This window comes from Nonomuraea sp. MTCD27, from assembly GCF_041950495.1.
Taxonomy (GTDB): Bacteria; Actinomycetota; Actinomycetes; order Streptosporangiales; family Streptosporangiaceae; genus Nonomuraea.
The window spans coordinates 639914-659371 of the sequence record NZ_JBGNUW010000002.1 but is presented as its reverse complement, the minus strand read 5'-3'; the positions used below and the strand labels follow the sequence as shown (position 1 = coordinate 659371).

Below are 19458 nucleotides of genomic sequence, written 5' to 3'. Positions count from 1 at the left end.
ACCGCAGGGCCGACCGTGGCGGTGCGGGGACGGTCAGCGGGTGCCTCGCGCCGTGCCTGCACCACGCCGCAGCCCGACAGCGGAATGGCTTGTCGAACTTGCCTTTCCGCTGTGCCAGCTGAGCTGAGTACGCATACTCATGTGCCGCTCCGGGGGCCTTCATACACTCCGATCATGTTGTGGAAGCCGGTGACCATCATCGGTCCGTGGCTCTGGTGGGCTGCGGTGGGTGTGGCCGTCGTCGGGCTGTGGATCTGGCTGACCGCTCCCTGGGACGACGGCAACGACCGGTGGAAGCTGGTGGCCGGTCAGTCGTCGGTCACGTACGGGCAGGTCATCGCCACCGGCGAGCACGAGGCCTGGGCCTTCGGCTGGGACATTCTCGGCATCGCCGCGTGGATCCCGGTAGCCGACGGCCCGCACCGCCCCACGGCCTTCCACTGGGACGGCAATCGCTGGACGAGAAGCGACTTCCCGGTGAAGCTCGGCGATGTCGGCTCGGTCGCCGCGTCCGGTCCCTCCAACGTGTGGGTGACGGCCGGCGGCTCTGTTCTGCGCTGGGACGGCCGCGTCTGGGCGGTCGTCCAGGCGCCGCCTGGCGCGGGCGGGAGTCTCGCCGTCACCGCGGACAACGACGTACGGATCTTCGGCGATCACAAGATGTGGCATTACAACGGCACCACCTGGTCGGAGCGGAGCCTCTCCTTCCACGCCTTCCGGGTCAGCGCCCGCTCCGCCTCCGACGTCTGGGCCCTCGACGGCGCCGGGCCCTGGGTGCACCATTTCGACGGCGAGGTCTGGACGCGGGTCGACCTGACCCCGGCACTGCCGAAGGCCCCGCCCCCGTCCGACGACTTCCCGCCTCACCTGGGCGGCCCCCAGCTGACCGCCATCACCGCCGACCCGTCCGGCGTCTGGATCACCGGGGAGATCGGGGCGTCGTCGTTCCTGCTCTTCCAGGCCGGTTCCGACTGGCGCAGCGAGGACACCTCCGCGAAGGCCGGTCGCATGGTCCGAGGCCTCCCGCCCGTCCCCGACGGCAGGGGCGGCCACTGGTTCGTCGGCTCCACCGACATCAACGGGTACGACTCCGCCCTCGCCCACCGCGACCCCGCCGGCCGCTGGAGCAGGGTTCCGTCCGGCGGCGAACTGACCTCGCTGACGGCCGTCCCGGGCGGCCCGCTCCTGGCCACCGGGCTGATCGGCAGGGCATCAGGCGTCTTCCGCAACCTGCCTTGAACGGGTGCGCTCCGCTCAGGCTTCGGCTACCGCTTCGCGCACTGACGCACCCGGAGCCCGCCCCATCCGGCTCGCCCGGAGCCCGCCCGAGTACGGCAGCGCGCCGCCGGAGGCCGGCGGCCTGCTCCGGCACCGGGTCCCGGGTCCCGGCGTCCCGGGTCCCGGCGTCCCGGCGTCCCGGCGTCCCGGCGTCCACCGCGGTGCTGGCCGCACATCAAAGGACGCTGGGCGACCCTCCCGGGCGAGCGGCTGCCGGTATGTCGCCGGTATGTCACCAGTTTCAGGCGGTTCGAAGGGAGATCATGTGCGTTCGGGGTGCCACTAGCATGTGCGCCATGCATCCCCCCAGGCCGCACGCACCATGGAGCCCGCCACCCCATCAGGCGCATCTCGTCCTCGACGTGAAGCGGCACGCGCTCGGGTTCCTGCTGGCCATGTTCACGCCCAACATCGTCCTCAACGGCCACCTGATGCCGGGCCGATGGGGCCGCAACACGATCCCGCTTCCCCCCGGCCGGCACCATCTTCACGTCCACCTGCCCTACTTCCTCCCCTCGCAGATCGGCCCCGCGGACCTGACGGTCTGGCTCCAGCCGGGCACGGCGCTCGAGGTCGAATACCGAGCCCCCATGTGGGCATACTCGCGAGGCGCCCTCGGCCCCGCGCCGCAGCCGTGGAACGGGAAGGGCTGCGTCATCGCCCTGCTGACGATCCCGGCCGGCGCGCTGGTGCTGCTGCTGATCCTGATCGTCGCCACCGCACTCGGCTGACAGGTCCGCCGCACAGCCAGAACTTTCGTCTGGCGGAACGATGGTCTAATGTTCGGAACATGTCCGATTTGATGGACGAGCCGAAGCTGGTCGGGTCCGATCGCGTGCTGGCGGTGCTGGCCGAGCTGGCGCGGCACCCCGACGGGATCGGGCTGGAGGAGATGGCGCGGGCGGTGGACAGCCCGAAGCCGACGGTGCACCGTGCGCTGGCCGCGCTGCGGCGGGCCGGGTTCGCGGCGCAGCACGGTCACGGCCGGTACGTGCTGGGCGACGAGTTCCTGCGGATGGCCTTCGCGCACCACGAGGCGCGCCCCGACCACGTCCGCGTGATGCCGATTCTCAAGGCGTTGTGCGATCGCCACGGCGAGACGGTGCACTACGCGGTGCTGGACGGCCCCTCCGTCGTCTACCGGTCCAAGCTGGACCCGGACTCGGGGGCGGTGCGGCTGACGTCGGTGGTGGGCGGCCGTAATCCGGCGCACTGCACGGCCGTCGGCAAGGTGCTGCTGGCCCACGCGCTCCCCGACGAGCAGGCGGTCCGCGCCTGGGTGGGCGAGCGCCGGCTGGAGCGGCCGACCGAGCGGTCGATCGGCACGGTGGAGGAGCTGCACGCCGAGCTGGTACGCATCCGCGAGCAGGGCTACGCCGCCGACGACCAGGAGAACGAGCCGGGCGTGAACTGCGTGGCCGTGCCGGCGTACCTGAACTCGCCCACGACACCCAGCGGCGCGATCAGCGTCAGCGGCCTGGCGTACCGGACCCCGCTCGGCAAGCTCGTCGCCGACCTGCCGGCCATCCGCGCCCTCGTCTCCGGAGAGGATCCATGGTGAAGTTCACCGCCGGCCCGGCATCGGCGGAGGTCTACAGCCTCGGCGAAGGCCCGATCTGGGACGCCGCCCGGCAGCGCCTGCTGTGGGTGGACATCGTCGCCGGGGCCGTGTCCGAGGGCGTGCTCGACGACGGCATGGTCACCGCCACGCGTCGGCACACCTTCGGCTCCACGGTGGGAGCGGTCGCCGTCTCCGAGGACGGCGAGCTGATCGTCGCCGGGAAGGAGACGCTGACCCGCGTGGACCCCGGCGGCCGGCGCACCGAGCTGGCCCGGGTGCTGCCCGAGGGCGCGCGCAGCCGGCTCAACGACGGTGCCGTGGACCCGGCCGGGCGGTTCCTCGTCGGCAGCCTGGCCCAGGACGATCGGCACGGCGAGGAGGTGCTGGCCCGCCTCGACGGGACCGGCCTGACGTACCTCGACACCGACCTGGTGCTGTCCAACGGCCTGGCCTGGGTCGGCGACCGGTTCTACAGCGTGGACACCATCCCTGGCACGGTGTGGGTACGCGACTACGACGCGGACAGCGGGAAGACCGGGCCGCGGCGGGAGGCGTTCACCATCACCGACGGCAAACCCGACGGCATGTGCGCCGACGCCGACGGCAACCTGTGGATCGCCAACTGGGGGCTCGACCGCGTCGAATGCCGCACGCCCGCCGGCGAGCTCCTGGCCACCGTCGAGACCGGCGCCCCGCACACCTCCAGCGCCGCGTTCGCCGGACCCGACCTCGACACCCTCGTCATCACCACCTCCATCCAGGGCCTGACCGGCCCCGGCCCCGGCGACGGCCGCCTGTTCACCGCGAAGGTGGGCGTCCGCGGGCTGCCCACGCCCTACTGGATTTCCAAGTAACGGAGAAACGACCGTGTATCTCATGCGCATCGGCGCACCCGGCGCCGAGAAGCCCGTCGTCCGCGTGGACGACACCCACTACATCGACGTCTCCGACGTCACCCCCGACTTCGACGAGAAGTTCTTCGCGGCGGGCGGCGTCGCCCTGCTCGCCGACCGGGTCGCCACCGGCCGGCGCCGGGAGTTCGCCGGTGAGCGGATCGGCGCCCCGATCGCCCGGCCGCACCAGATCCTGTGCATCGGCCTCAACTACAGCGACCACGCCGCCGAGACCGGCCAGGCCGTCCCGGACGAGCCGATCCTGTTCACCAAGTCGCCCAACACCCTCGTCGGCCCGTACGACGACGTGCGCATCCCGCGCGGCGCGACCAAGACCGACTGGGAGGTGGAGCTGGGCATCGTGATCGGCCGCCGCACCTCCTACCTGGACACGGTGGAGGAGGCCAAGGACGCGATCGCCGGCTACTGCGTGGTCAATGACGTCAGCGAGCGCGCCTTCCAGATGGAACGCGGCGGCCAGTGGAGCAAGGGCAAGTCCGCCGAGACCTTCAACCCGGCCGGCCCCTGGCTGGTCACCCCGGACGAGATCGCCGACGTCACCAACCTCGGCATGTGGCTGGACGTCAACGGCGAGCGCCGCCAGACCGGCACCACCAAGACGATGATCTTCGACCCGTACGTCATCGTGCACCACCTGAGCCAGTTCATGGTCCTGGAACCCGGCGACCTCATCAACACCGGCACCCCGCCCGGCGTCGGCATGGGCCACGACCCGCAGATCTGGCTCCAGCCCGGCGACGTCATGGAGCTCGGCATCGACGGGCTCGGCACCCAGCGCCAGCAGGTCATCGGCCCCCGATGACGCGTGCGGCCGCGACGAACGAAGAGAGCACGAGCGTGAACCACCCTGAACCGCGGCGGCTGACCGCTCCGGCTCCCGACGTTCTGGCCGCCGTGGAGGCGGCCGTGCCGGGGATCACCCGATCGCGGGTGAGCGACCGGCTCGGCATGGCCCACGACGCCTCGCACTACCTGCTCACCCCGCAGGCCGTGCTGGTGCCCGAGAGCGCCGGACAGGTCGCGGCGCTGCTGCGGACCGGCCTGGCGCTGACGTTCCGCTCGGGCGGCACCAGCCTGAGCGGGCAGGGGGTGAGCGAGCACCTGCTGGTGGACACGCGCCGGCACTTCCGCGAGATCGAGGTGCTGGACGACGGGCAGCGGGTACGGGTGCAGCCGGGCGCGGTGCTCCGGCAGGTCAACGCCCGCCTGGCCCCCTACGGCCGCAAGCTCGGGCCCGACCCGGCCAGCGAGTCGGCGTGCACGATCGGCGGCGTGGTGGCCAACAACTCCAGCGGCATGACCTGCGGCACGCACGCCAACACGTACCGGACGCTGGAGTCGATGACGGTGGTGCTGCCCAGCGGCACCCTCATCGACACCGGCGCCCCCGACGCCGACGAGCGGTTGCGCGCGCTCGAACCCGAGCTGGCCGAGGGCCTGGTCAGGCTGCGCGACCGGGTACGCGGCAACCCCGACTCGGTGCGCCGGGTCCAGGCGCAGTTCTCGCTGAAGAACACCATGGGCTACGGCCTCAACAGCTTCCTCGACCACGACTCGCCCGCGCAGATCCTCGCCCACCTGGTCATCGGCAGCGAAGGCACGCTCGGCTTCGTCGCCGAGGCCGTGCTGCGCACGGTGCCCGCCCACCGGCTGGCCGCCACCGGCCTGCTCGTCTTCCCCACCCTGCGGGAGGCGATGGCCGCCATGCCCGATCTGGTCGCGGCCGGGCCCGCCGCGATCGAGCTGCTGGACGCCGAGTCGCTGCGGGTGGCCCAGACCGACCCCAAGGCCGACGACCTGCTGCGTACGCTCACCGTCGCCGAGCACGCCGCACTGCTGATCGAATGGCAGGAGTCCGACCCCGACCTGCTGACCGCGCGCGAGCGGGCCGCCGAGGGCGTGTTCGCCCAGCTCAAGACGGCCGCGCCGGCCCGGCTGAGCAGGGACGCGGGCGGCCGGGCCGGGCTGTGGCACATCCGCAAGGGCCTGTACGCCTCCGTCGCCGGCGCCCGCCCCAGCGGCACGACGGCCCTGCTGGAGGACGTCGCCGTCCCCGTCCCCGCGCTGGCCGACCTGTGTGACGACCTGACCGCGCTGTTCGCCGAGCACCGCTACGAGCGCAGCGTGATCTTCGGCCACGCCAAGGACGGCAACCTGCACTTCATGCTCAACGAGCGCTTCGCCACCGACCTCGACCGCTACGCCGCCTTCACCGAGGACATGGTGACCGCCGTCCTGGAGCGGGGCGGCACGCTCAAGGCCGAGCACGGCACCGGCCGCGTCATGGCCCCCTTCGTCCGCCGCCAGTACGGCGACGAGCTGTACGAGGTGATGCGCGAGGTCAAACGCCTGTGCGATCCGGCGGGCACCCTCAACCCGGGCGTCGTCCTCACCGACCACGACGACGCCCACCTGCGCGACCTCAAGTCCGTCGGCACCGTCGAGCCCGAGGTCGACCGGTGCGTCGAGTGCGGCTACTGCGAGCCCGTCTGCCCCAGCCGCGACCTGACCACCACTCCCCGCCAGCGCATCGTGCTGCGCCGCGAGCTCGCCGCCGCCGAGGAGGCGGGTGACCACGAGCTGGCCCGCCGGCTGCGGGAGGAGTACGGCTACGACGCGGTGGACACCTGCGCCGTGGACGGCATGTGCGCCACCGCCTGCCCCGTCGGCATCAACACCGGCGACCTGACCAAGCGCCTGCGCGCGGAACGGCACGGCCGCGCCGCGCAGCGGGGCTGGAAGACGGCCGCCAAGCACTGGGACGGCGTCACCAGGGCGATGAACCTCGGCCTGGACACCGCCGCCGCCACCCCGCCCGCTCTCCCCGAAGCCGCCAGCCGTGCCGCCCGCGCGATCGTCGGCTCCGAGACCGTCCCTCAGTGGACCCGCGACCTGCCGCGCGGCGGGACCCGCCGCCGCCCGGCCCCGGACCCCGGAGCCGAGGCGGTCTACGTCCCGTCCTGCCTGAACACCCTCTTCGCCCCGGCCGACGGCGGCCCCGGCGTGATGGCCGCGTTCGCCCGGCTGGCCGAGCGGGCGGGCGTGCGGCTGCACGTGCCCGAGGGGATCGGCGGCCTGTGCTGCGGCACGCCCTGGTCGTCCAAGGGGTACGCCGACGGTTTCGAGGAGATGAGCGACCGCGTCCGCGACGCGCTCCTCGGGGCCACGGACGGTGGCCGCATCCCGGTCGTCAGCGACGCCGCCTCCTGCACCGAGGGCTTCCACCGCCTCGTCGCCGTCGCCTCCGCCGAAACAGGCGCCGGAGCAGGCACCGACACAGGAGCCGGAGCAGCCACCGGAGCAGGCGCCGGGCCCGTCCTCCAGGTGCTGGACGCGGTCGCCTTCACCGCCGAGCACCTCCTGCCCCGCCTCCGGGTGGAACGCCGACTGCCCTCCCTGGCCCTGCACCCCACCTGCTCCTCCACCCGCCTGGGCCTGGACGCCGCGATCACGCGGATCGCCCAGGCGGTCGCGGACGAGGTGGTGGTCCCCGACGGCTGGCAGTGCTGCGCCTTCGCCGGCGACCGCGGCCTGCTCCATCCCGAGCTGACCGCCTCGGCCACCCGGGCGGAGGCCGCCGCCGTACGGGCCGGGGAGTTCGCCGCGCACGCCTCGGTCAACCGCACCTGCGAGCTCGGCCTGACCCGCGCCACCGGCAAGCCGTACCACCACCTGCTCGAACTCCTCGACCGCGCCACCGGCTGAGCGAGGACGGCGGCCGAGCGGCCGCGCCCGCGCCGCACGGTCGGCCGGGAAGGTTAAGGAGACTTCGCAGGGGCCGCTCAGGCGTCCAGGTTGCGCAGGTGGGCCGCCTTCAGTGCCAGGTGCACGGCCAGGCGGTCGTCGCCGTCGGACAGGTCGCGGTGCGTGAGGCGCTCGGCCTTGCCCAGCCGGTAGTAGAGCGTCTGGCGGTGGATGCCCAGCTCGGCGGCCGTCTTCTGGACGTGGCCGCCGAGGTCGAGGTAGACCTCCACGGTGTGCGCCAGCTCGGCGTCCAGCGCCGTGGTCTCGGCGGCGAGCTCGCGCAGGTCCGCCTGGCCGAGCCGGGCCAGCAGGCGGTGCACGCCCAGGTCCTCCCAGCGCGCGATGGGGGCGTGGCGGGGGAAGTGCTCGGCGATGCGCAGGGCCTGGCGGGCCTCGCGCCAGCTCAGCCAGGCGTCGGCCGGGTCGGCCCTGGGCGCGCCGATGCCGGCGGCGGTGCCGTACGCGCTCTGGACGGTCTGCGCCACCTCGCCCGCCAGGTGGGCGGGGGCCAGCAGGGCGACCGGCGAGCCCGGGCGGGCCACGACGCCGCGCGGGAGCGTCCAGAGGGCCGCGACGCGCTCCTGCGACTCGCGTACGGCGATGGCCGCGACCGGGCCCGGCACCTCGATGGAGGCGCCGGCGCGCTCCTCGGGATCGGCGGAGAGCAGGGCGCGCAGGCCGCGCCCGAGGTCCTGCCTGCTCCTGGCCTCCTGGGCGAGCGCCGCGGCGGCCCTGGCCACGAGCGGCGCGGCGGCCCGCAGGGTCTCGTCGGTCAGCTCGCCCGAGTCGAGCAGCCACAGGTAGCCGTAGGTGACGTCCGCGTGGCGCAGCGGCCAGCACACTCTGGCCAGGACCTTGAGCTCGGCGTCCGCGGGGATCCGGACCGGGCCGCTCGCCCGGGCGATGCCGTAGCGCTCGAAGTATTCGCGCACCTCCCCCGTGGCGCGGCGGCGCAGGATCGACTCCTGGCGGACCGTGTCGATGTCACCGTGCTGCGCTCCGTAGGCCAGCAGCCGGAACGAGCGGTCCTCCAGCGTCGCGGACGCGCCCAGCCGGGCGGCGATCTCGTCGACGATCTCTTGTAGGTCGGTCGAGTTGTGCATTTGTACGACAGCCTGCCACAACCGGCGTTACGCCCGTCGATGGCCCCCTCTGAGCTGCGTTTTTAGACTTGGCACCATGCTGGGTCAACTGCTGCTCACCGCTTCGAGGAGCGGTGTCGTACGCCGCTCCGTGTCAGGCTTCCCGCTCACCAAGAAGGTCGTGCAGCGGTTCGTCGCGGGCGAGAGCGTCCAGGAGGCCCGCGCCGCCATCGAACGGCTGAGCGACGCCAAGCTCGCCGTGACCGTCGACCACCTCGGCGAGGAGACGCTGGACGCGCGGGCCGCCGAGGACACCGCCAACGCCTACATCACCCTGCTCCAAGCGGTCAGGCCGCTCGATCTCGGGACCCGGGGCGAGGTGTCGGTGAAGCTGTCGGCGGTCGGGCAGCGGCTCGACGACGCCATGGCGCTCGAGCACGCCCGCGAGATCTGCGCCGCCGCCGCGGCGAACGGCTCCACCGTCACGCTCGACATGGAGGACCACACCACCGTCGACTCGACGCTGTCCATCCTGCGCAAGCTGCGCGAGGACTACCCGGCGACGGGCGTGGCGATCCAGGCGTACCTGTTCCGCAGCGAGCAGGACTGCCGCGACCTGTCGGACGAGGGCTCCCGCGTACGCCTGGTCAAGGGCGCCTACCGCGAGCCCGCCTCCGTGGCCCACCAGGGCAAGTCCGACGTGGACAAGGCGTACGTGCGATGCCTGCGGATCCTCATGGCGGGGAAGGGGTACCCCATGGTGGCGACGCACGACGACCGCATGATCGCGATCACGGAGCTGCTCGCCGACCGGTTCGGGCGGACGATCGGCGACCACGAGTTCCAGATGCTCTACGGAATCAGGACCGACCGGCAGGAGGCCCTGGCCGGGGCCGGCCACACGGTCCGCGTCTACGTCCCCTACGGCGACGACTGGTACGGCTACTTCATGCGCCGCCTCGCTGAGCGCCCCGCCAACGTCGCCTTCTTCCTTCGTGCCCTTGGGGGTAAGTAAATGGACGCCATCAGCAACGTGCCCGTGCCCGCTAACGAGCGTGTGTACGGCTATGCGCCCGGCAGCGCCGAGCGGGGCGCGCTGGAGGACCGCATCAAGGAACTGGCCGGGTCGTCGCTCGACCTGACCATGACCATCGGGGGCGAGCAGCGCCTCGGCGGCGGCGCGACCATCGACGTGGTGCAGCCGCACAACCATGCCTCCGTCCTGGGCCGTACCAACGACGCTACGGCCCGGGACGTGCAGGACGCCATCGCCGGCGCGCTCCAGGCGGCGCCCGCCTGGCGGGCGCTGTCGTTCGACGAGCGGGCGGCGATCTTCCTGAAGGCCGCCGACCTGCTGTCGGGGCCGTGGCGGGCGACGCTGAACGCGGCGACCGTGCTGGGCCAGTCCAAGTCGGCGCAGCAGGCGGAGATCGACTCGGCCTGCGAGCTGATCGACTTCCTGCGGTTCAACGTGGCCTACGCCCGCCAGCTCTACGCCGACCAGCCGGTCTCGTCGCCGGGCGTGTGGAACCGGATGGAATACCGGCCGCTCGAGGGCTTCGTGCTCGCGATCACGCCGTTCAACTTCACCGCCATCGCCGGAAACCTGCCGACGTCGGCCGCCCTGATGGGCAACGTCGTCGTCTGGAAGCCGTCGCCGACCCAGCAGTTCGCCGCGCACTTCACGATGCGGCTGCTGGAGGAGGCCGGGCTGCCGCCGGGTGTGATCAACATGGTCACCGGCAACGGGCAGGCCGTCTCCGAGGTGGCGCTCGGCCACCCGGCGCTGGCCGGCATCCACTTCACCGGCTCGACCGCGACGTTCCAGCACCTGTGGAGCACGGTCGGCGCGAACATCGCCTCCTACCACGGCTACCCGCGCCTCGTCGGGGAGACCGGCGGCAAGGACTTCGTGCTCGCCCACCCGTCGGCCGACCCGGCGGTGCTCTCGACGGCGCTGGTCAGGGGCGCGTTCGAGTACCAGGGCCAGAAGTGCTCGGCCGCGTCGCGGGCGTACGTGCCGCGCTCGGTCTGGAACCGCATGCGTGACGACTTCGTCTCCGTGGCCGAGTCGCTGACCGTGGGCGACGTGTCGGGCGACCTGTCCACGTTCATGGGCGCGGTCATCGACGGGCGGGCCTTCGCCAAGCACAAGGAGGCGATCGACCGGGCGCGGGCGGCGTCGAACATCGACGTGCTCACCGGCTCGTACGACGACTCCACCGGCTACTTCGTCAAGCCGACCATCCTGGAGTGCGCGGACCCGACCGACGAGATCTTCGTCAAGGAGTACTTCGGGCCGATCCTCGGCGTGCACGTCTTCGAGGACCGCGACTACGACACGGTGCTCGACCAGATGGAGGGCATCGCCCCGTACGCGCTGACCGGGTCGATCATCGCCCAGGACCGGTACGCGATCGCCGCCGCCTCCGAGCGGCTGCGCTTCGCGGCGGGCAACTTCTACGTCAACGACAAGCCGACCGGCGCGGTCGTGGGCCAGCAGCCGTTCGGCGGCGCCCGCGCCTCCGGCACCAACGACAAGGCCGGCTCGATCTTCAACCTGATCCGCTGGGTGAACGCCCGCACGATCAAGGAGACGTTCGTGCCGCCGACCGACCACCGTTACCCGCACATGGGCTGATCACCTGCGCCCATCGTCGGCGAGAGCCCCCGGTCCTGCCCCCGGGGGCTCTCGGCGTTCTCGCGGCACTTCACCGGGCACCGGTACGAGCACGGGCGCTCGCCTTCGTCGAGGCGGCCACCGGCCTGCCGCTCGCATGCGACCGGCTGGACGCGGACGAGGAGCCCGCGGTCGTGCTCGACGACGCCGGGACCTGACCGTGGCGTAATGTGCAATGTTCGCGTCGTTGACGCCATGACCGGCCCGCGACCAGCATGGACAGCATGCAGCGACGTGTCCTGATCGTCGTCTTCCCCGGCTTCCAGCTCCTGGACATGGCCGGTCCGGCCGACGTCTTCGCCACCGCCGCCCTGTTCCGGCCCCGCGACGGCTACCGGGTCGAGCTGGTCGCCGTGCGCGCCGGCGCGGTGCCCGCCGGGAACGGCGTCACGGTCACGGCGGCGGCGCTGTCCGAGGTCACCGGGCCGATCGACACGCTGCTGGTGGCCGGCGGGCTGTCCGTGCCCGAGCAGCTGGCCGATCGGGAGCTGGTGGCGGGCATCGCCGCGCTCGCCGCGGCCGCGCGCCGGGTGGCGTCGGTCTGCAACGGCGCGTTCCTGCTGGCCGAGGCCGGGCTGCTGGACCACCGGCGGGCCACCACGCACTGGCTGGTCGCGGGCGAGCTCCAGAGCCACTACGAACGCGTCGAGGTCGACGCCGATCCGCTCTACATCGAGGACGGCGACGTCTGGACCTCCGCGGGCGTGCTGTCGGGCGTGGACCTGGCGCTGGCGCTGGTGGCCAGGGACCACGGGCACGCGCTGGCCAGGGACGTCGCCCGGGGCCTCGTGGTCTACCTGCACAGGCCGGGCGGGCAGAGCCAGTTCAGCACCCCGATGCGGGCCATGACGCCGCGCAGCGAGCCGCTCAGGGAGCTGCAGGCCCACATCGACGCGAACCCGGCCGCCGACCTCAGCGTGCCCGCCCTCGCCGCGCGCGCCGGGATGAGTGAGCGGCACTTCTCACGCGTCTTCACCGAGCAGACCGGCCTGTCCCCCGGCCGGTACGTCGAACGCAGCCGGGCCGACACCGCCAGGCGGCTCCTGGAGGTGACCGGCCTGCCCCTGGAGTCGGTCGCCAGGGAGTCGGGGCTCGGCACGCCGGAGACGCTCTACCGCGTCTTCCGGCGGCACTGGCGGATCTCGCCGGGCGACCACCGGCGCCGTTTCCAGTCCAAGGAGAGGTAAGCCCATGCACGTCGCCATCCCGCTCTATCCCCGGTTCACCGCGCTCGACGCGGTGGGGCCGTACACGGTGCTGGCCTTCGCGCCCGGCTGGACGGTCACGTTCGTCGCCGCCGACCCGGGGCCGGTCGGCGACGACCGCGGCACGCTCACGCTGACCGCCACGGCCTCGTACGCCGACCTGCCCGCGCCGGACGTGATCGTGGTCCCGGGCGGCCCGGGCACCCTGGACGCCCTGTCCGACGAGGCCCTGGTGGGCTGGATCAGGCAGGCGCACGAGCGCACCCGGTGGACGACCTCGGTGTGCAGTGGCTCGCTCCTGCTCGGTGCCGCCGGGCTGCTGTCGGGCGCGCGGGCTACGTCCCACTGGGCCATCCTCGACCTGCTGAGGACGTACGGGGCCGAGCCGGTGACCGAGCGGGTGGTCACGGAGGGCAGGATCGTGACCGCGGCGGGGGTGTCGGCGGGCATCGACATGGCGCTGACGCTGCTGGCGCGGGCGACCGACCCCGAGACGGCGCAGAGCGTGCAGCTCGCCATCGAGTACGACCCGCAGCCGCCGTTCTCCTGCGGCTCGCCGAAGACGGCCCCGGAGGGCATGGCCGAGCGCGCCCTCAGCCTGATCACCTGACCGCTCGCGCGAGGAGGGGCAGGCGCCCCCGTCCCTCCAGCCCGGGACGGGGGCGCCGCCCGTCCGAGCCCTGTGTCCGGCGGGCCCGGAGGCGTGTCAGCGATTGAATGCCGTGCGGGTGAACGGCGCGCGGCTGATGTCCGTGCGGGTGCGGCCCGGCCCCTCCTGCCGCGCCCGCTCCCCGGGCGAGCCCCCGCCTGCCGCCCGGTGAGCCTGCCCGTGACGTCGTGGAGCGTTCCAGCGGGCCGGTAACGGCATCTTGCCGCGCGCCATGGTCGACTCCTTGGCCGTCGCCCGGAAAGGGCCGGGTTCCGATCGAGGACACTATGGGCTCGGGTCAAGCCCTGGCCTCAGGGCGGGGCCTAGGGAAATCCCTAGGATGTGATCGCGGCGGGCCACCCTGAGCCGGGCCCTCAGCGCTCGGGCGTGGCGCCCACCGGCAGGACGTCGAAGTGCACGACCACGTGCCCGGCCGGCTCCGGCGGCTCCGCCCGGCCGTCCGACAGCGCCCGGTAACGCTCCAGCACCTCGAAGACCTGGTCCCGCATGGCGGCGGTCTCCTCCGGCGTGAGCCGCAGCGACCGGCGCCCGAACGCGGCGGCCTCCACCCACTCCTCCGGCGCCCCGGTCATCTCCTCGCGCCACCGGGCCAGCTCGGCGCCGCGCCGGCGGACCAGGTCGTCGAGGAGGTATTCCATCGCGCTCGCCGCCTCCGGGTCGGCGGGCGGCTCGCCGTAGGAGAAGCCGCCGGGCGTGATGCGCCAGAACTTCTCCTTCCCGCGACCCATCCCGGCCGCGACCTCGATCATGCCGTGCTTGGCCAGCTCCCTCAGGTGGTAGCTGGTCGCCCCGGTGTTCTGCCCGAGCAGGCCGGCGAGCCCGGTGGCCGTGGCGGGGCCGCGCTCGTCCAGCAGCTCGTAGATCCGCAGTCGCAGGGGGTGAGCGAACGACTTCAGCGCGTTCGCGTCGAGCGTCCGGGCGGAGAAGCTCTTGATCTGCATCGTTGTGCAAGCCTATCTTTGCAAAGAAACCTGTGCACACTTTCCCTTACACACTATCGGAGTCAGCCATGGCCGGTCTTGGGCGTTCATTCGGATTCCTATGGGCCTCCACCGGGATGTCCAACCTGGCGGACGGCGTGCTGAAGATCGGCGCGCCGCTGCTCGCCGTGTCGATGACCCGCTCCCCCACCCTCGTGTCCCTGGTGGGGGCCGCCGCCACGCTGCCGTGGCTGGTGCTGGCGCTGCACGCGGGCGCGGTGGCCGACCGGGCCGACCGCCGCCGCGTCATGGTGCGGGCCAACCTCGCCCGCGCCGCGATCCTGGCCGCCGCCACGCTCCTGGCCGCGCTCGGCCTGCTCGACCTGTGGCTCCTGCTGGCCGCCGTGCTGCTGGCCGGCGTGTGCGAGGTCTTCGCCGACCTCTCCGCGCAGTCCATCCTGCCCATGACCGTCCCCCAGGAGCGCCTGACCAGGGCGAACGGCCGCATTTCCACCGCCCAGATGATCGGCAACGACTTCGTCGGCGCGCCGGCGGCCGGCCTGCTCGTCGTGGCCCTGCCCGCCGCCGTCATCGGCGCCCCGGCCCTCCTGTACGGCGCCGCGGGGCTGCTCCTGGTGGGCATGCGCGGCACGTACCGCCTGGCCGCGCCCGCGCGGCGCCGCCCCATGCGCGTGGACATCGCCGAGGCGCTGCGCTACCTGTGGTCGCACCGGGTCCTGCGGAGCCTGGCGATCACGGCCGGCCTGCTCAACCTGGCCAACTCCGCCTACTTCGCCGTCTTCGTGCTGTGGGCGGTCGGCGACGGGTCGCGGATGGGGCTGGAGCCGGCCGGGTACGGCCTGATGACCACGGCCTTCGCGATCGGGGCGGTGCTCGGCTCGCTGCTGTCGGGCCGGGCCGCGGCGATGTTCGGGGAGTTCCGGACGCTCGTGGGCAACTGGCTGATCAGCAGCCTGCTGCTCCTGGTGCCGGTGATCGTGCCGTCCGCCTGGGCGCTCTACCCGACGGCCGTGCTGTGGGGGCTGGTCGGGGCCGCGGGGAACGTGCTGGTGATCTCGCTCAGGCAGCGGCTGATCCCGGCGGAACTGCTCGGCAGGGTGAATTCGGCATACCGGCTCGTCGGGATGGGCGGAATGCCCCTCGGAGCGGCCCTGGGCGGCGTCGTGGCCGAGTTCGTGGGCATCGGAGCCGTCCTCGTCGGCGCGACGGGAGTATGTTTGGCGGGAGTCGGACTGGTGTGGCGCGCTTTGTCGGATCGAATTTCTGGGCCTCTGACCAGCGAACCTACACTTTCCGACATATCCAGATCACGTTAGGCACCCTACAGCTGGTGCTGAGGTGACATGATTATCCCCCGGAGCTTGAGGGGATGGTATGCGGGAGATCGGCGGACGGTACCTCCTGAATGAGGAGGCCGGTCGTGGGGGTATGGGAGTCGTCTGGCGGGCGTTCGATCAGCTCCTCCACCGTACGGTGGCGCTCAAGGAGCTGACCTTGGCCGGTGAGGCCGAGATGGTGCGCCGCCGGGTGCTGCGTGAGGCGCGGATGGCCGCGGGGCTGACGCATCCCAACATCGTCACGGTGCATGACCTGATCGAAGAGGGCGGCAAGCTCTGGATCGTGATGGAATATCTCGACGGGCTCTCGTTGCACCAGCTGCTCTCTCAGGTGGGCACCTTACCGGCCCAGTCGGTGGCGGCCATCGGGCAGCACCTGCTCGCCTCGCTGCGCACCGCCCACCAGGCGGGTGTGCTGCACCGCGACGTCAAGCCCGCCAACGTCATGCTGACCGGTGACCGGGTGGTGCTGACCGACTTCGGGATAGCGACCGCCGAGGGCGATATCCGCATGACGAACTCGCGCCGGCTGCGCGGCACCCCCGCCTTCATGGCCCCCGAGCGGCTGCACGGGGGGCCGGCCAGCAAGGAGGCCGACATGTGGTCCTTCGGGGCCACCCTCTACAGCGCCATCGAGGGCCAGCCGCCCTATCCCGGGCAGGACGCCGCGACGGTGCTGGGCATGGCGCGCAGCGGCCCCTACCCGCCGCCGCGGCGGGCCGGGGTGATGCGGCCGCTCATCGAGGGGCTGCTGCACCACGATCCCGTGCGCCGCTACACGCCGGAGCAGACGGCGGGGCTGCTGGCGGGAATGCGCGCCAGCGCCTACCAGGCCGCCATCTGACCTGACCGCCCGGGCCCGCCGGCCGCCGCCCCTGAACTCCGCCTCGGCCCCCGCCCGGGCCCGACGGACCGCTGCCCCCGGACCCGTGAGGTCGCCGCCCGGACCTGCCACCCTGGTTTCGAGCGCGACCTGGTGAACTGCCCGGACCAGCGCGGGGATGTCCTTGCGAATCCGGGCGAGGCCGAGGGGAAGAGGCATGGTCGGCGCACGCCGCCTGTCCCGCCGTGGCGGCAGACCTGGGTGCGTTGATCCCGCAGGCGCGGTCTTGGCCGGTCGGGTTGCCGGTAGGGCGTGGCTACCCCGCCTGACCTGACGGGGCAGCCGTACCGGAGAGTGGCCGATCCGCGGCCTGGCACGTAGAGCGACTGCCCGGGGATGGCGGACATAACCGCTGGCGGATGAACATAATTGCCAGGATGCGAACATCCCGCCCGCTGCGTACCTCCAATGTCAGCCGCACCCGCCGACCCGGAGGTGTCCCCCCTTGTGACCTCGAGCGCATGCTGCTGAACCTCTGCGGAGCGTTCGCACGTCTGAAGGTCATGCGCTCACTCGCCTTCCTCGCCCTCATGGTGCTGACCGCCTGCGGCAGCGAAGTGGCGGCCAGCAAGCCGGTCACGTACACGGCCGACGCCGTCTCCGTCCTGGAGAACCCCGGCCACGGGCCGCAGCTGTGCGCCGCGATGGCCGCGTCGCTGCCACCCCAGTGCAGTGGGCCGGACATCGTCGGCTGGGACTGGTCCAAGGTTGAGCACGAGAGCGTCCAGGGTACGAAGTGGGGTCAGTATCGGGTGGTCGGCACCTGGGACGGCTCCCGGCTGACCCTGACCGAACCACCAGGGGCGGCGGCCCAGGGCAGGCCGGAGGAGCACAGGTTCGACAGCCCGTGCCCCGTCCCGGAGGGCGGCCGGCGGCCGGCTGATCCCGCCAAGGCCACCCAGGAAGCGCTCCAGGCGACTCAGCAGCGGCTGCAGAATGAGGAAGCCGTGGGCGGGGTGTGGCTGGACCAGAGCTATCTGGACTCGATCCCCGGCTACGACGGCAGCAAGCGGGAGTGGTCGGAGAAGTACGCCAACGACCCGACCAAGCTGGTGCTGAACGTGAAGTTCACGGGCGACCTGGCCGGCAGGGAGGCGTGGATCCGGGAGAGCTGGGGTGGCGCGCTCTGCGTCAGCCAGGCCCGGCGCAGCCAGGAAACGCTGTGGCAGATCCAGGAGTTCATCGGCGACGATCTGGGCCAGCCCTTCACCTCGACTTCCGTCGACGTCATGAAGGAGCAGGTGGTCGTGGGCGTCTGGGTGGCCAGTGAGGAGCTCCAGCAACGGCTGAAGGACAAGTACGGCGAGGGCGTCGTGCTCCTGCAGGCGGTACTGAAGCCGGTGCAATAGGGAAGCCGTGACCGCTCTGACGCGCTGCCAGAGAGTCGACTCGTTGCCGGCGCCCCAGCCCGGCACGAAGTGTATGCGCCGCCACCACGACCCTTTGACGGCTTTGCCGCGCGCACGACGTCCACCCTGGCGATCGGGGGTTCGCTGATTTCCCGCATATGCGCATGATCATATGTCGGAGATCCGGTGGGGCAGACCAAGTAAGCGTCAAAGTGGTGCGGCCTTTGCCGCGTGCCCCGGTCGGCCTGGCCTGATTGGTCTGTCGTAGGTGCTCGGGATCGCGGGCTGTAGCTGGGCAAGGTCCAGGCCGGCGATCTGGGCGCGGCGCAGATTCCAGGCGGTCCAGCACGTTGTTGACGGTGCGGACCTGGGCGCCGGACAGGGCGCGGACCTCGGGGGCGGGCAGGCGCAGCGGCTCGGCGCGCTTGGTAGGGTCCCCGCTGGGCAGCAGGGCGGCCGGGGCGTGGGCGCTGATCCAGGAGAACAGCGCCGAGGCGTGGGCAAGGTGATTGTTGACCGTCGCCGGTGCCATGGCGGCCGTGCTGCCGCTCTTTCGCGTGCCGCCCGGCGGCGGCCAGGTGATCGTGCCAGGCGGTCATCTCGCGGGCGGTGATCGCCGAGACGCGCTCGTGTCCGAGCCCGGTGGTGATCCAGGCGCGCAGCCGCAGCGCGAGGTCTTCCTTGTTGCGGAAGTAGTTGAACAGGGATCTGGAGGAGTTCGTGAGTTCGTTGATCCAGAGGAGCTTGGCCAGTGGACGGGTCAGGTCCGCGCTGAGGTGACGGCCCTGAGCCGCACAGCGATGAGGCTTGTGCGCCGGCCGAACCGGCCAGCGCACGTTCGCACAGGCGTACACGCCGTCTGACACGCGGATGAGTGAGCTTTATGCGGCCCAGGTGACCTCGCCGTCGGCGTTCACCGTCACCAGGCGGCCCGTCTCAGTGAAGCTGGCCGCGACGACGTCCTCGCGCCGCTCGCGGACCTCCCCCTTGACGTCGAGCAATTCCAGCTCACCATCGTGGACCAGGCCGACCGCCGTACCGGACGGATCGGCGATCACACCGGCCCGAGCGGCGACATCGCGCGACCACGTCTGCCGCCCGCTCGGGTCGATGCCGCGCACCTCGGTGTGATGGGTTCCGCGCTGGTCGACGTAGCGGGACACCACCGCGCCCCCTCGCGTACCGGCCACGCATTCCCCGGCCTGGTCGAGATCGACCTGAAGGGGAACGACGGTCCCGTCCTTGAGTATCCCTCCGCGCTCGCCGGTCAGGACCGCCCAGTCTCCGCCGACGCAGCCACCCCAGAACCCCCCGGCGGGCACGCGCTCCCCTGTAGCCCGCCATCCGTGAGCGTCGCGCTGGAAGCGCAGGATCTCACCGCCGGGCAGCGTGGGGTCGGCGTAGAGCAGCAGAGCCGTCGTCCGGTCGGGGCTCTCCCGCCAGAGGACGTTCTCCACGCCGGCGACCTGATGGCTCTCCTTCTTGCCGTCCGAACGCTGGATCTGGAGCGTCCCTCCCTCGGCGACGACCGTGTCCGCATCGCCCCGCCGGCTCAGCACCTTCCGGGTAGCGGTGGAGAAGGCCGCTTCAGGGCATCGGGCCGCGCAGACGGCAGCCTGCTTGTCCGTCCACACGTGCCGCCCGTCCGAGGCGTACCCGAGGTGCGATTCGGTCTGCGGGTCGTACACGATCGCCCCCGTCGAGGAGGCTGCGACGAAGACCGGCGGAATTTCCTGCTCACCGCCGGTGGAACACGACGTGACCGCCACCAGCGCCAGCAGGGACGCGACAAGTGCGCGGTGGTTCATCGGCCG

General features: G+C 72.2%; 16 protein-coding genes. 13 read left to right on the top strand and 3 right to left on the bottom strand.

The features are described from left to right. The first annotated feature begins 174 nt into the window (after window positions 1-174). From ACBJ59_RS07560 to ACBJ59_RS07535, 6 genes are all read left to right on the top strand, one after another. Window positions 175-1239, top strand: coding sequence for a hypothetical protein (locus ACBJ59_RS07560; RefSeq protein WP_375109412.1), 1065 nt, complete (start codon window positions 175-177; stop codon window positions 1237-1239). Window positions 1240-1574: 335 nt separating this feature from the next. Further along, window positions 1575-2009 carry a hypothetical protein gene (locus tag ACBJ59_RS07555; protein WP_375109411.1) on the top strand — a complete coding sequence of 145 codons (435 nt, stop codon included), beginning with the start codon at window positions 1575-1577 and terminating at the stop codon, window positions 2007-2009. A gap of 59 nt (window positions 2010-2068) precedes the next feature. Next, the gene (locus ACBJ59_RS07550; protein ID WP_375109410.1) at window positions 2069-2839 is read left to right on the top strand and encodes an IclR family transcriptional regulator; all 771 of its coding nucleotides are present in this window, start codon (window positions 2069-2071) and stop codon (window positions 2837-2839) included. Continuing rightward, window positions 2833-3693 (top strand): SMP-30/gluconolactonase/LRE family protein, encoded by an 861-nt coding sequence (locus tag ACBJ59_RS07545; protein ID WP_375109409.1) that lies wholly within the window; start codon window positions 2833-2835, stop codon window positions 3691-3693. The genes ACBJ59_RS07550 and ACBJ59_RS07545 overlap by 7 nt, the downstream gene beginning before the upstream one ends. A gap of 13 nt (window positions 3694-3706) precedes the next feature. Continuing rightward, on the top strand, window positions 3707-4555 hold the full coding sequence (locus ACBJ59_RS07540) for a fumarylacetoacetate hydrolase family protein (protein WP_375109408.1): 849 nt from the start codon (window positions 3707-3709) through the stop codon (window positions 4553-4555). A gap of 35 nt (window positions 4556-4590) precedes the next feature. Beyond that, complete coding sequence (locus tag ACBJ59_RS07535) at window positions 4591-7458, top strand: FAD-binding and (Fe-S)-binding domain-containing protein (protein WP_375109407.1); 2868 nt, start codon at window positions 4591-4593, stop codon at window positions 7456-7458. A 77-nt stretch (window positions 7459-7535) separates the two neighbouring features. On the opposite strand, the gene ACBJ59_RS07530 is transcribed toward ACBJ59_RS07535, so the two are convergent. Further along, window positions 7536-8600, bottom strand: a complete 1065-nt coding sequence (locus ACBJ59_RS07530) for a PucR family transcriptional regulator (RefSeq protein ID WP_375109406.1) — start codon at window positions 8598-8600, stop codon at window positions 7536-7538. A gap of 76 nt (window positions 8601-8676) precedes the next feature. Here ACBJ59_RS07530 and ACBJ59_RS07525 point away from each other — a divergent pair, with 76 nt between their 5' ends. The 4 genes from ACBJ59_RS07525 (at window position 8677) to ACBJ59_RS07510 (ending at window position 13074) form a co-directional block, all read left to right on the top strand. Next, on the top strand, window positions 8677-9594 hold the full coding sequence (locus tag ACBJ59_RS07525) for a proline dehydrogenase family protein (protein WP_364137852.1): 918 nt from the start codon (window positions 8677-8679) through the stop codon (window positions 9592-9594). After that, window positions 9595-11220 carry an L-glutamate gamma-semialdehyde dehydrogenase gene (gene pruA / locus ACBJ59_RS07520; RefSeq protein WP_375109405.1) on the top strand — a complete coding sequence of 542 codons (1626 nt, stop codon included), beginning with the start codon at window positions 9595-9597 and terminating at the stop codon, window positions 11218-11220. Between the two features lie 263 nt (window positions 11221-11483). After that, a complete protein-coding gene (locus tag ACBJ59_RS07515) occupies window positions 11484-12446 on the top strand; it encodes a GlxA family transcriptional regulator (RefSeq protein WP_375109404.1) in 963 nt (320 codons plus the stop codon). A 4-nt stretch (window positions 12447-12450) separates the two neighbouring features. Then, window positions 12451-13074 (top strand): DJ-1/PfpI family protein, encoded by a 624-nt coding sequence (locus ACBJ59_RS07510; RefSeq protein ID WP_375109403.1) that lies wholly within the window; start codon window positions 12451-12453, stop codon window positions 13072-13074. A gap of 413 nt (window positions 13075-13487) precedes the next feature. Here the strand turns inward: ACBJ59_RS07510 and ACBJ59_RS07505 are convergent, their stop codons facing one another. After that, window positions 13488-14075 (bottom strand): ArsR/SmtB family transcription factor, encoded by a 588-nt coding sequence (locus ACBJ59_RS07505; protein ID WP_375109402.1) that lies wholly within the window; start codon window positions 14073-14075, stop codon window positions 13488-13490. A 68-nt stretch (window positions 14076-14143) separates the two neighbouring features. Between ACBJ59_RS07505 and ACBJ59_RS07500 the strand changes: the two genes are divergently transcribed. The 3 genes from ACBJ59_RS07500 (at window position 14144) to ACBJ59_RS07490 (ending at window position 17644) form a co-directional block, all read left to right on the top strand. After that, window positions 14144-15391, top strand: coding sequence for an MFS transporter (locus tag ACBJ59_RS07500; protein WP_375109401.1), 1248 nt, complete (start codon window positions 14144-14146; stop codon window positions 15389-15391). 58 nt (window positions 15392-15449) lie between these two features. Continuing rightward, on the top strand, window positions 15450-16256 hold the full coding sequence (locus tag ACBJ59_RS07495) for a serine/threonine-protein kinase (protein ID WP_364137865.1): 807 nt from the start codon (window positions 15450-15452) through the stop codon (window positions 16254-16256). Window positions 16257-16756: 500 nt separating this feature from the next. Continuing rightward, window positions 16757-17644, top strand: coding sequence for a hypothetical protein (locus ACBJ59_RS07490; protein ID WP_375109400.1), 888 nt, complete (start codon window positions 16757-16759; stop codon window positions 17642-17644). A gap of 881 nt (window positions 17645-18525) precedes the next feature. Here ACBJ59_RS07490 and ACBJ59_RS07485 read toward each other — a convergent pair. Next, entirely contained in the window at window positions 18526-19452 is a 927-nt protein-coding gene (locus ACBJ59_RS07485; RefSeq protein ID WP_375109399.1) for a hypothetical protein, read from the bottom strand. Window positions 19453-19458: the final 6 nt, after the last annotated feature.